The sequence below is a fragment of the Aureliella helgolandensis genome (assembly GCF_007752135.1).
Taxonomy (GTDB): domain Bacteria; phylum Planctomycetota; class Planctomycetia; order Pirellulales; family Pirellulaceae; genus Aureliella; species Aureliella helgolandensis.
The window spans coordinates 6,569,001-6,581,339 of record NZ_CP036298.1 but is presented as its reverse complement, the minus strand read 5'-3'; the positions used below and the strand labels follow the sequence as shown (position 1 = coordinate 6,581,339).

Genomic DNA, 12,339 nt, shown 5'->3' with positions numbered 1-12,339 from the left:
TGGGCACGAGCCCGCGGCGCCAGCCAGTGACCCGATAATCTTCGCCGGTACACTGGCTGGGGTTGCGGGTTTTTTTATGGGTGGGCTGGAGTCGATCTTCCAAGCTAGCAGGCGTGCCTGAAGCAGGCGTGTCCGAGGTGAGCACGCCAGAAGCGGGCGTGCAAATTTCGGATCAGTATTTCGGGTCAGATCTGTGTGGGCGATGTTCCGCCGTCGCTCCGCGTGTCGAACGGACGGGGCGGGTGCGAGGTTGCCCGGCTCCTACGGAGGCGTTCGCGCAGTGCGGGTTCGGCTGCGAGTCTGCTCTAAAAGCCACCGGGAGCTTGGAAGTCTGAGAAGTTGTCGAATTCGCTATGTCTCTCTGGCGAGCGGTCGCGGAAGCGAGTGTACTCTTTCTCCCAGGTCAGCAGGACGTCGCCCACGGGGCCGTTTCTCTGCTTGGCGATGATGATTTCGGCTTGGCCAGCAAACTGCGATCCTTCATCGCCGCGGTGGTAGTATTCTTCGCGGTGAACGAACATTACCACGTCAGCATCTTGCTCGATCGCTCCCGATTCCCGCAGTTGGCTAAGCTTGGGGCGGTGGTCTTTGCCTTCTTCTGCCTGACGGTTGAGCTGCGCGAGGCACAGTAGGGGGACTTTGGCTTCCCGCGCAAGTCCCTTGAGTCGCCGGGCGATTTTGGCGACTTGCTCCTGCCGCGGATCTTTGGGGTTGTCCGGTTCGATGAGCTGCAGGTAATCGATGACGATCAATCCCAGTGCTTTCTCGCGTTGTCGGATGCGGCGGGCGACGGCGGCAATTTCACTCACGGTACGGCTTGGGGAGTCGTCGACATAGAGTGGGGCGTTGCTGATCTCCACCGCCTTTTCGACCAGTCGTTTGCGATCGTCTTGGGAGATCGAGCCGTTGCGAAGTTGGTGGCCATTGACGCGAGCGACGGAGCACAGGAGGCGATCCGCCAATTCGATACCGGACATTTCGAGGCTAACGAACAGCACCGGCGCGCGGCTTAAGAGGGCGACGTTCTCCGCCACGTTGAGTGCAAAGGCGGTTTTCCCCATGGAGGGGCGAGCCGCTAAGATGACGAGTTCACCATTGTGCAGGCCCCCGCTCATGGCGTCATAGTCGGTGAAGTGCGAATCGACTCCTCCGACCGAGTGGGTGCCCTTCATTCTGGCGTCAATCCGCTCCATGGCCGAGGTGAGTAGGTCGCCGATCGAGTTGGCTGCTTGCGTGCTCCGCTCATCCTGGATTTGGAAGACTTTCTGTTCCGCTTGGCTCAGCAATTCCTTTGCTTCGAACGCTTCGTCGTAGGCGTCGCGCAGGATGGAGGTGCTGGCTTCGATGAGGCGGCGAAAGGTGGCTTTACTGCGCACGATCTCAGCGTAGTAGACGGCGTGGGCCGCATTGGGGACGCTGTTGGCCAACATGGCTAAGTAGGCGCTGCCACCCACGGTCTCGTAATCGCTGCTCGATTTGAGGCGATTCACCAGCAGGGTGACGTCGATCTTTTGTCCCATATCCACCATCGACGTCATGTGGGTGTATAGGATGCGGTTGGCGTCGTCGTAGAAGTCATCCGCCTTGAGGATCATGACGAGGTCGTCGCAGACATCGGGCAGTAGCAGAATGCTGCCCAGGACAGCAATTTCAGCAGATACATCGCAAGGGGGCGTGCGGTCGAGGATGGGTTGCGCGGGTTCCGGAGTATCTTTGCGCCACTTTTTTTTCTTGGCGTCAGTAGGAGCAGCCATCCCGGGGGAATCCTTCGAAATGTTGAGGGCTAAGCAGATAAGATAAGTTGGGTGGAGCGTCAGGGGCTGACGGCTCGGGAGTTCTCTAGCCGGTAGTGCAGGCCGTAATCGCGTGCTTCGATTTCAGTTGGGGCTACCGCAGGGCTACATGTGGAGCTAACTAGAGTGGGGCATGTCCACTGACGTGATGCAGCTGCGGTGTATAAGAAACTCTCGGCTGGATTCTAACCTGTTGGGGAGAAGAGTCGACCATGCCGCTAGATTTTGTACCGCTGCGTTCTTGTTCACCATGGAAATTGGGGTTGTCTCGATTTCCGCTGGTTCCTCGGCCTCCCCGTAGCGGGTTGTACGATTGGGGCGATCGCTTAGGGGGTGATCTCAAGCTCCATGGGGAGTCCTTGGATGGTCGATCCATCGGGGAGAGTCGCTTGGGGCCGCAGGAGGCAGGGGCCTCTGCCGATATCCTCCAGCGAAACCTCAAGCGTTCCTTCTTCCCCAGGGGTCCTGTTGAGCTCTTTCCAGTTGTGCAGGATGGCAAGACTGGTCGCCCCGGGGGCCTTGATGTGGATCGTCGCGGTCTGCTTTTGCAGTGATATTCGGTGCGGAGTGGCAGGCGTCGAATTGAGCTGATCGGAAGTGACTGAGTTGGTGGACTGCGACTTGGGGTGGTCGATCCAGTCGGCTTGGATGGAGTTGGTGGGGCCGATCCAGACCGGTAGCGGAAAATCGCTCCTCTGGGACAGCGGGTCGTCGGCGGCAAGCCGAACGGTGAGTTCGTGGAAGCCGGCCGGCAGGTTGTTGAGTCGTAGCTTGACGGAGGGTTGGATGCGACCGGCCCGCAGCGAAGCGCCATCGAAGAGCATGCTGATCGTTACTGGGGCTAAGGGAGTGCGGCGATCGGCGCGGCTTCCATCGAGCTTGGACCAGTCCGAGTACTTTGGCGCGTCGGGGGGGAATTCGAGTGGGATGGAATCGCCCAGCTCGATATGTCGCAGATGGAGGTCTAGCTCTGGGGCAGGCGCGTTGGAAAAGGGTTGGCAGAGTGGGTCTCCTACGATTAGGAGTTGGTAGGGACCGAGGACGTTTAGGTAGAAGGCCTCTGCCAGCGAAGCGCCTTCGGCGTAGTTCACGTATAGGCGTGGGTGGGGGAATTTGGGTTGCAGTGCGTAGGGTTCGGTCACGGTGCCGCTCGACCCTGCGGCGCCAGCTTTGGTGAGTTCGGTGAGTTTGGTTTGACCGCCGGGCGATCGCATGACTCCACCGAGGCTGGTGAGGTTTTCAGCGATGGCACCTGGGACGAGTTGACTGCGGCAGCTGGGCCAATCGAAGTTCGGGGTGCCGATTTGAGCCCCCAGGACATGCTCTCTCCGTTGGGGGAGTGAGGTGACGATTTCTTCTGCGCCGAAGCCCATGGCTTGGAGGCTGGAAATGGCGTTGGCGAATCCAGGCAGTCGTGTCTTGGTGCGGACATCGGCCGTGGAGGAGAAGTAGAAGCTGCCTTGGGGGTGGGTGGCGTCTGCGCTGGCGGCGCGCGTCAAGCAGTCGATCGCTTCGTCAAGCGTTGTGCCGCCACCGCGGGTAACGCCCAGTACCGTGCTCAGGAGGAAGCGTGTTCCGAGCCTTTGGTCTTTCGTGGGAGTGCCATTGGGGGCCCAGGGGAGCCTGGCTTCAAATCCAGTCGCCTTCTGGTAGCCCGAAGGGTTGGGTTCGAGTGTGTATTCTAGGACTTGGAATTCTGATTCGTCACGGAGGCTGTCGAATCTCGCGTCTTGTGCCAGGTAGTCTGCGTCGTACCAGCCGGCGGCAATGGCGGTTTGGAGTCGTTGGATTGCAACTTGAGGTTGGCCGGCCTGGGCCGCTTCGGCTGCCGCCAGGTAGGCGAGCGGGAATTGATTGGGGCGTTCGGTAAATAATTGGTAGAGCAGGTCGGAGGCGGCTTGATGTTCACTGTTTCGAATCATCTGCTGGCTGGTATTCCAGCGTTGTTGGGTTTCCTGGTCGAATGGTCTCTCGAAGTAGGCGTCGACGGGGCGGCGGCCATAGCTGTTGGCCAATAGGTCGATGTAGGTCGGTGACTCGGCCATGACGGCTGAGTGCAGGTAGGTCAGGCCATTGAGGGAGCCCTGCTTGGTGAAGTAGATGGGCAGCTCGCCCAGTGGCTCGATATCCTTCGAAATGTCGATAGCGGTTGGGAAATCGGCCGAGTAAGCAATGCATTGAATATGCTGTCCCAGTTGCCGTCTGTCGATTTCGCCGAGCAGTGGGCGAAGGATGCGATCACGGAAGTCATCGACTGAGATGACTTCAGAGCTCGGTACGTTATCGAGGGAGATTACGTTTCGCGGTGGAATGTGTCGCAATTGGACGTAGTGGTTGGCTAGCGTTTTCGAGTTGAGGCTCGTGCTGTTGATGACCACCACGACGTCGGAAGCCCCTAGGCCGGCTTGGGCATGCTGGCTGGTATGGGGTGCTAGGCACAGGAGGAGGTAGGCTGCAATGCACAGGCCTCCTGCCGTTCGCGTGGGGCGTCTGGTGGGAGGCGTCGGCCCTGGGCGAATAGCTGCCTCGGGGATCGAGCTCAAGAGATTTTCAGGGGAGTGGTCCGTAGAGGGGCAAAAGGGAGTTGTGCGGTAAGGCATGGTATGGCCGCTCATTGGAAGGTAGTCCTTGGTAGCAAGCACAGACTGCTCATCGTATTTCTGAATTCGGGCCGACTTTTTTACAACTCGAACCGGAGGGGTTGGAGAGTGGGGCGTCGATTGCGACGGTCTGCTAGCGAGCTCGTTCTTGCCGAATTCACTAGAGAATTTTACCCGTGGGCTCCCGCCGGGAAACGGTGTCCACTGTTGAGCATACTGTATCCAAATGGCGGAGATATGAGGTTCTTTCGGCTCGGAACCAATTTCTACTCAAGGGAAGGTAGTGGAAGCGGCGATAGTGGACATCACAGATTCGCTCAATAAGCGCATTAGACGGTTTGCAAGTCTGTTCGAGTGTGGCTATCTTATTGCTGCTGAGGGCTAGTAAGTCACGTGGACCACGCATGAGTGGTGCCACGAGCGGGGTCTTTCCCTCCGAATGATCCCACTTTTCCTCGAAAGCATCTCTTGCAACAGAATTCACTAACCCTATAATCTCCCCAGTCGAGACAAAAGCATTCTCAATGCGGTGTCTGCGAAGGTTGAGACCAAAATAGCGAACGGTAAGCCGGTAGTTGAGTCGAGTAAGCGGGCGTAGCTCAGTTGGTAGAGCACAACGTTGCCAACGTTGTTGTCGTGGGTTCGAATCCCATCGCCCGCTCTTGCCGGTCTTACCGTTTTTTTTGGAATGTTGGGCAACTTCTTGCCAGTGATTTTCCATGGTTGGGTCTTTTTTGACTCGCGCGAATCAAGTGCCGCAAGGCCATCGTTCGAGTTGCTGAAATGTACCAAAGCTTGATGCGCCTGTTCGAGTTCCACGATGGGCTGTGAGCGTGTCGGGGTACTTTATTCACCTATAGATATAGATTAGAGCGGAGCATTTCGGGAAATGGCTGCCACAGAAACAGAAGTAGAAAAGCTGTCTGGCGAAGACGAAGGCAAGTTGCAGTTCGACGTGAAGGTCGATGTGACCTCGGCTTGCGAACGGCATGTTGTTGTCTCGATCCCGCAAGCTGAAGTCTTGCGTTATCGAAGCAAGGCCTTTGATGACGTGTCGCCAAGAGCGGAATTGCCAGGCTTTCGTGCTGGAAAGGCGCCTCGCCGTTTGGTGGAGGCTAAGTTCCGCGAGCAGGTCGACGAGCAGGTCAAGAGCTCACTGATCATGGACAGCTTGCAGTTGATTACCGAGGGAGATCATTTCTCGGCGATCAGCGAACCCAACTTCGACTACGAAGCGGTTGAGTTGCCAGCGGAAGGTGATTTCAAGTTCGAGTTCCGTATCGAGGTTCGTCCAGACTTCGAGACTCCTGAGTGGAAGGGACTTGATCTGGAGCGTCCGACTTGCGAGTTGACCGATCAGCATGTTGACGACCACTTGGCGCGGACCTTAGCCCGCTTCGTTCCAGCGAGTTCCGTCGATGATGGAGCAACCTCGGGCGATATTGTCCTGCTCAACGCCACCTTTAAGCATGGCGATAAAATTCTCGGCAGCTTTGAAGAGGAATCGGTTAACGTACGGCCCAATTTGGCCTTCGGTGACGCGATCCTGTCTGGTTTCGACAAGCTGATTGAGGGCAAGAAGGAAGGTGATACCTTCAGCGCTAAAGTTACCTTGACCGATTCGGCAGCAGAAGAAGAGCTACGCGGTAAGGAAGTTGATGCCGAGTTCACCGTGCACGAAGTGCGACGGGTGGAAATCGAGGAAATTAGTCCTACGATGCTCGACAGCCTTGGTTTTGGAGACATCGGTGAGTTGCGCGGATTCGTTCGAGGCGAGCTCGAACGCCAGTTCGATTATCACCAGCAGCAGTCGCTACGCCGTCAAGCTGTAGAGAAGCTGACCGAGGGCGCCGATTGGGACATGCCTGAATCGTTGGTTCGACGACAAACCAATCGCGAACTGCAGCGTTTGCAGTTGGAATTGCAGCGCAGCGGTTTCAACCAAGACCAAATCAGCAGCTACATGAATGCTTCCCGTCAGAATGCTCGAGCCACCACGGTTCGTGCATTGCGAGAGCACTTTGTGCTTGAGAAGATCGCGGAAGATATCGAGCTGGAGCCTTCGGCCGAGGATTACGACAAGGAAGTGGCTTTGATTGCTGAGCAAAATGATGCTTCGCCACGAAGCATTCGCGCTCGGTTGGAGAAGACCGGTCAGATGGACGCAATTCGCAATCAAATCATCGAACGCGAAGTTATTGTGCGTATCACGGCAGAAGGTAAGGTCACTGACAAAGAAGATTTAAGCTTCCTCAAATCAGATGACGACACCAGCAATATCGAATTTGCAATTGCCGGCGATTTCAATGACATTCCTGAGGCGATGCATGAAAATGACTTGCCACAGATCGGTGCTCCTAAATTGCCCGAGGCAGAAAAAGACGAATAGGGTGTGTGGCGAGCGTCGCTTGCCATCACGATATTGAAATAGAATGGCCGGTTAGCTCGCAGAGTTAGTCGGCTTTTTTTCTTAACGGATTACCAGGAATTACCCCGATTCGGTGCCGAAAACGTAGGCAGTGCTCTTGCGTAAAAGCGATAGAACGAAAAGTATGGGGTTTCTCCGAAAAAATTATCAACTACGAAGGAGTGCAAGTTGAACTCTGCTCATTTTCCTGACCAAATTTTGAATTCCTACGCAGCTCAAAGCTATCAACGACAGCGGCAATTGACGCTGGGCGATTTGTTGCTAGAGAATCGAATTGTCTTTTTGCAAGGCGAGATTCATACTGGCAACGCCAACGAAGTTGTGATGAAGTTGCTGTACTTGCAAAGTGAAAACCGCCGCAAGGATATTCATTTTTATATCAATAGCCCTGGTGGTGAGGTTATCGCAACCCTGGCGATCTACGACACGATGCAGATCTTGTCCTGCCCAGTTGCAACCTATTGTGTAGGTCAGGCAGCCAGCGGTGCGGCCGTACTGTTGGCCGGCGGCACGAAGGGCAAGCGGTATTGCCTGCCGAATAGTCGCGTTATGGTGCACCAGCCTGCCGGTGGTGTTTCTGGCCAGATTTCCGATATTGAAATTCAGGCCGGTGAAATTTTGCGTTATCGCTCGCTACTCAATGAGATTTTGGGAAATCATTGCGGGAAGGAAGCAGATCAGATTGCAGCGGATTCCGATCGCGACTTCTTCCTGACCGCCAATGCGGCGAAGGATTATGGTTTGGTCGACGAAATTTTGACAAAGCCACCCGTCGAAGCAGATGAGAAGACTGCTTAGACCACGCGTGTTTTTGTACATGACAGTTCATCCAATCCAAATCGGAAGTTGTTTATTATGCCTAGCATTCCCTACGTAATCGAAAAAAATGGTCGTGAAGAGCGTGTCTATGATGTCTATAGCCGACTGCTGAAAGACCGCATTATCTTCCTCGGTTCTCAGGTGAACGATGAGGTTGCCAATGCACTTGTAGCACAGATGTTGTTTCTGCAGTCGGATGATCCGAAGTCGGACATCCACCTCTACATCAATTCGCCTGGCGGTAGCGTGAGCGCCGGATTGGCTATCTACGATACGATGCAGTTTGTGTCGTGCGATGTGGCGACCTACTGCATCGGTCAAGCCGCTTCGATGGGAGCCGTGTTGTTGGCAGCCGGAGCGAAGGGGAAGCGATTCGCCTTGCCCAATGCTCGAATCATGATTCACCAACCGTTGGCTGGTATGCAAGGCACGGCCGAAGAGATCATGATTCACGCAGCGGAATTTCGTCGCATCAAGCAGAAGTTGAACGAGATTTTGCTCAAGCACACCGGACAAACGCTCGAAAAAATCGAGAAGGATACCGATCGAGACCGTTTCATGTCGGCGGATGAAGCGGCTGAATACGGCTTGATCGACAAGTCTATCGAGTCGATGCCGAAGAGTGCGACTAAGGCTGAGTAACTTCTCAGGAAAGCACGAGGCGCGAAGGCACTCTTCGCGCCTCCTCTCGGGAACCGTCTATCTCTCAAGGTTGTCGATTGCTTGGTCCCTGCTGAAGCGGCGGGTTGATTTAAGAGCGAGGTTGGTTCGTGCGCGGCGGTGCGTCCGTAATTGTCTTGTAGGGGGAACCAGCTTCCTTGCTGACCGGGCTGTTGATTTAATCGCAATTTGAATTTTAACGCGGAGGTTGCGTCCTTAATTGACTTGTAGCGGAGGTTATCTATCCTTGCTGACGCGGCGGGTTACTATTTCAACAGCCCGTGACGCGGCGGGTTGCGATTGGGTGCGGTGCTTTGGGGCCTTGCTGACGCGGCGGGTTTCGATTGGACGCGGGGCTTGGCCTTGCTGATTTAAGAGTGCTTTCTGGGCTAACGCGATGGCAGCCACCCGCTAAACACCTTGGAGCGGCGACCACACTTTCTTGCTCACCCGGCTCTGATTTGCTAGCAGTTTGCATTTGAACGCTGCGGTAGCGTCTCGAATTGCCCTGTAGGGGGAACTAGCTTCCTTGCTGACGCGCGGGTTGCGATTGGGTGCGGTGCTTTGAGCCTTGCTGACGCGGCGGGTTGCGATTGGGTGCGGTGTTTTGAGCCTTGCTGACGCGGCGGGTTGCGATTGGGTGGGGTGCTTTGGGGCCTTGCTGACACGGCGGGTTTCGATTGGACGCGGGGCTTTGGGCCTTGCTGACGCGGCGGAGGACGGCTGGGATACACTTGTCAGATTAGTGCTAGATAGAGTTGTTCGTACTTTGCTAGTTGTTGGTCGAGCTGGAAGTGTTGTTCGATCCTGCTGTGGTTGGCCGTTCCGCACTGTTGTTGCATGTCGGGATTTTGGGCGAGCCGCACTACTTGCAGAATGAAAGCATCGATCGAGGGTGAGTCGACTAGCTGATGCTGCGCAAGCGAATCTTGCCCCAGGAGTTGGCGTACTCCGTCGACCGCAAAACTCACGACGGGTTTGCCAACTGCCATGGCTTCGAGGATAGCATTGGGCATGCCTTCGTATTTTGCGGGAAGCAGAATTGCTTCGCTCTGCTGCATCCAGGGGAAGGGATCGGGTTGCCAACCGACAGGATGGACGCGATTGCGGCAGGCTAGTTGCGCCGTTTGTTGTGTAATTCTTTCACGTAGTGGGCCATCGCCCAACAGTACCAAATGGTGCTCTGGAAGCTGCCCTAGCAACGCATCGGCTCGCGCGACGAGGCTTTCAATTCCCTTTTGAGGATCGAGTCGTCCCACAAACAGCAAGACGCGCGCGGTGGGAGGAATGCCGAAACTCTCCCACAAGTTTGTAGGTGTTGGAATGGGGAGTGTGGGCAAGTGGATTCCATTCGGGATCACGACAATCTTGGAGGGTGGAATTCCTTCATTGCGTTGGCAGTGCTCGGCCACATCTTGGCTGACGCAGACGACTCGTTCCATCGCGCGAGCGGCCCACGATTGGATCCACCAGCGATAGCGTTGTGGTTGTCGGACTCGCACGCCACCGACCACCTTGCAGGGCATGCCTCGCGCGGCCCAGGCGGTTACTGCATTTGCGTGGAACAACATGGATTGAATGATCTCGGGGGAGAAGGCCACGAGTCGCTCACGCAGCCAACCACGGGCCGCGCGGACTTGAGAGACATGGGTAAGTCCCCCACACTGCCAGGGAACGCGTGCAGCTGCGAGCCGCTCGGTTAGCTTCGTCGATTGGGGGGGAGGACCTAAGCTGAAGACCTGCACCTCGTGTTGATGGTGTTTTAGATAGCATGCCAGATTAACTAGGCAGGCTTCCGCTCCCCCGGGATCGAGTTCCGTAATTGTCAGGGCAATTCGCATGGTGGCGGATCAGTGGGGATGAGCGAGCGTGAAGATTTGAACAGACTGGTCGTTTCGTATTCTATCGGATCGGGTTATCTTTGGTGTCACGCATTCCGCTGATAAAGCGAGTCGCAGTTGGAAGCGTGCCGAGCTCTCTTGCGTCGACGCCGTTTCTGCTGCGCGAGGCTGAAGCGTTGAGTGTAGGATGCTAGTCCCAGCACGGAGTATTGAAAGAGTATGTCTGACATCGATTACGACCGACTTGATCGGTACCACTTTGAGCTGCCGCGGGAGCTTATTGCCCAGCATCCTATGGAGCACCGCATCGATGCGCGGTTGCTTTTGCTCAATCGTCAGAGTGGTGCAATTGAGCATTTGTACGTGCGGGACTTGCCCGATTTATTGAATCCTGGCGATGCGTTGGTGTTGAACAATTCGAAAGTCATTCCTGCGCGCCTGATTGGAACGCGGACTTCCACGGGGGGACGTTGGGAAGGCTTGTTTCTGCGCGCCAGTTCCGAAGGGATTTGGGAGATACTCAGCAAAACCCGAGGGAAATTGACGCCCGGAGAGACGCTGTCGCTGCGCGATCACGAGGGCCGTGACTGTCCTGCCTTGGCGGTCATCGCCCCAATGGAAGATGGGCATCTGGCGGTCCGGCCGATTGACGAGGCACCGATGGTTGAAATCCTGGAGCGATATGGACGGGTTCCACTTCCTCCGTACATTCGAGATGGGCAGATGGTCGACAGTGATGCAACAACCTATCAAACGGTGTACGCCAAGCATCCCGGCTCGGTAGCAGCCCCAACGGCAGGCCTTCACTTCACGGCAGATTTGATCCGCCATTTGCAAAAGCGAGGTGTCGTGACTGCAGGAGTCACGTTGCATGTTGGTCTGGGAACCTTTCGCCCGGTGTCTACGGAAAGGCTATCCGAACACAAAATGCATTCGGAATGGGGTGAGTTGACTGAGGCGGCGGTCAGCAAGTTGAACCAATGTCGGCAGCAGTCGGGCCGTGTCATTGCCGTGGGGACTACTTCGACCCGCGTTTTAGAGTCGGCGGCTAATTCTGCTGCAGGAGAGTCAGCAGCCGATGGGGTGGCAACGGCTTGGAGCGGAGACACGAATATTTTCATTCGGCCCCCCTACACTTTCCGCAGTATCGACGGGTTGATGACGAACTTCCATCTCCCCAAGAGCACTCTGTTGGCACTCGTGGCAGCGTTTGCGGGGTACGACGCGACGATGCGTGCCTACCAAGTAGCAATTGAGCAACGTTATCGTTTCTACAGCTACGGGGATTGCATGCTGATCGTGTGAGGAAGTGTGCAGTCGAGACACCGATTACCGTTGAGAAGTTGAGCGCAATAGTGTCTTTTCAACTACCTTCAGCAGTGCACTAGGCACTGAAATTCATTGATTCGGGAGAATGTTAGCGTGGCAGAAGAGCAGGTCTTGGTCATCCCTGAGGGACGTTTGTCCTTACTGGGAAATTTCAGCGGTTTCCGCCCCTTCTGTGCAGAGGCTTTTGCCGCACTGCTCGATCCCCAATACATGGAGTTCCGCCCGCGAAGCACAGTCGAGGAGGATCCGACTTTCAAGCAATTGATCCCCTACGTAATGCTCCAAGCAGACGTCGATGGGAGCACACATGTGTTTCAGTACCAACGCGGCAAGGGGCAAGGAGAGAAACGGTTGCATTCGCTGCGCAGCGTTGGTGTGGGAGGGCATATTTCCAAGGAAGATGCCAGTGGCGAAGACCTCTACCGATCCGGTATGTTGCGAGAGCTGGGCGAGGAAATCACGATTGGTTCAGCCTATACTGAAGACTTGGTTGGGTTCATCTATGATGACACTTCGCCAGTTGGACGAGTGCATCTGGGGGTTGTGCATCGCCTTAAGCTCGAAACACCCGATGCTGGCGGTCGCGAGTCGGAATTGGTCGACAGTGGGTTTCGCCCTTTGACCGATGTGAAGGCCAAATTGGATGAGCTGGAGACATGGTCCCAGCTCTGCATCACCCATTTGTTCTAACTGAACAGTTGCCACCTCAGTTGTCAGAGAGTGGGGCATGGGGGGGCGTTGCGATGCTAATGTCGCACCTTAAATAGCGGGGTAGCGGTAACGCTCATTCCTTGCTCATCAATCTGTTGATTTGGGAACAATGCAAATTTTGGCGCGGAGGTAGTGCGGCTACTTATCCTGCTGCGGTG

General features: G+C 55.8%; 8 protein-coding genes and 1 tRNA gene. 6 read left to right on the top strand and 3 right to left on the bottom strand.

Features of this window, described 5'->3' with window-relative positions:
- Positions 1–305: 305 nt before the first annotated feature.
- Together dnaB and Q31a_RS23090 are read right to left on the bottom strand one after the other, a co-directional pair.
- The gene (dnaB, locus tag Q31a_RS23095) at positions 306–1,754 is read right to left on the bottom strand and encodes a replicative DNA helicase (protein ID WP_145082997.1); all 1,449 of its coding nucleotides are present in this window, start codon (positions 1,752–1,754) and stop codon (positions 306–308) included.
- A gap of 365 nt (positions 1,755–2,119) precedes the next feature.
- The gene (locus Q31a_RS23090; protein ID WP_197355553.1) at positions 2,120–4,408 is read right to left on the bottom strand and encodes a hypothetical protein; all 2,289 of its coding nucleotides are present in this window, start codon (positions 4,406–4,408) and stop codon (positions 2,120–2,122) included.
- Positions 4,409–4,981: 573 nt separating this feature from the next.
- Here Q31a_RS23090 and Q31a_RS23085 point away from each other — a divergent pair.
- The 4 genes from Q31a_RS23085 to clpP all read left to right on the top strand — a co-directional run bounded on the left by Q31a_RS23085 (position 4,982) and on the right by clpP (position 8,282).
- A tRNA-Gly gene (locus Q31a_RS23085) sits at positions 4,982–5,054 on the top strand.
- Positions 5,055–5,282: 228 nt separating this feature from the next.
- Entirely contained in the window at positions 5,283–6,782 is a 1,500-nt protein-coding gene (gene tig, locus Q31a_RS23080) for a trigger factor (RefSeq protein ID WP_145082993.1), read from the top strand.
- A 207-nt stretch (positions 6,783–6,989) separates the two neighbouring features.
- Entirely contained in the window at positions 6,990–7,619 is a 630-nt protein-coding gene (locus tag Q31a_RS23075) for a ClpP family protease (protein WP_145082991.1), read from the top strand.
- Between the two features lie 57 nt (positions 7,620–7,676).
- The gene (gene clpP, locus Q31a_RS23070) at positions 7,677–8,282 is read left to right on the top strand and encodes an ATP-dependent Clp endopeptidase proteolytic subunit ClpP (protein WP_145082989.1); all 606 of its coding nucleotides are present in this window, start codon (positions 7,677–7,679) and stop codon (positions 8,280–8,282) included.
- A 755-nt stretch (positions 8,283–9,037) separates the two neighbouring features.
- Here the strand turns inward: clpP and Q31a_RS23065 are convergent.
- Positions 9,038–10,141, bottom strand: coding sequence for a glycosyltransferase (locus Q31a_RS23065; RefSeq protein WP_145082987.1), 1,104 nt, complete (start codon positions 10,139–10,141; stop codon positions 9,038–9,040).
- A 219-nt stretch (positions 10,142–10,360) separates the two neighbouring features.
- Here Q31a_RS23065 and queA point away from each other — a divergent pair, with 219 nt between their 5' ends.
- Positions 10,361–11,446, top strand: coding sequence for a tRNA preQ1(34) S-adenosylmethionine ribosyltransferase-isomerase QueA (queA, locus tag Q31a_RS23060; RefSeq protein WP_145082985.1), 1,086 nt, complete (start codon positions 10,361–10,363; stop codon positions 11,444–11,446).
- Positions 11,447–11,563: 117 nt separating this feature from the next.
- Complete coding sequence (locus tag Q31a_RS23055; RefSeq protein WP_145082983.1) at positions 11,564–12,160, top strand: phosphoesterase; 597 nt, start codon at positions 11,564–11,566, stop codon at positions 12,158–12,160.
- Positions 12,161–12,339 lie beyond the last annotated feature (179 nt).

Excerpts from the sequence above, each read along its gene's own strand:
- dnaB (WP_145082997.1), bottom strand. The coding sequence starts at position 1,754 with ATGGCTGCTCCTACTGACGCCAAGAAAAAAAAGTGGCGCAAAGATACT.
- Q31a_RS23090 (WP_197355553.1), bottom strand. The coding sequence starts at position 4,408 with ATGAGCGGCCATACCATGCCTTACCGCACAACTCCCTTTTGCCCCTCT.
- tig (WP_145082993.1), top strand. The coding sequence starts at position 5,283 with ATGGCTGCCACAGAAACAGAAGTAGAAAAGCTGTCTGGCGAAGACGAA.
- clpP (WP_145082989.1), top strand. The coding sequence starts at position 7,677 with ATGCCTAGCATTCCCTACGTAATCGAAAAAAATGGTCGTGAAGAGCGT.
- Q31a_RS23065 (WP_145082987.1), bottom strand. The coding sequence starts at position 10,141 with ATGCGAATTGCCCTGACAATTACGGAACTCGATCCCGGGGGAGCGGAA.
- queA (WP_145082985.1), top strand. The coding sequence starts at position 10,361 with ATGTCTGACATCGATTACGACCGACTTGATCGGTACCACTTTGAGCTG.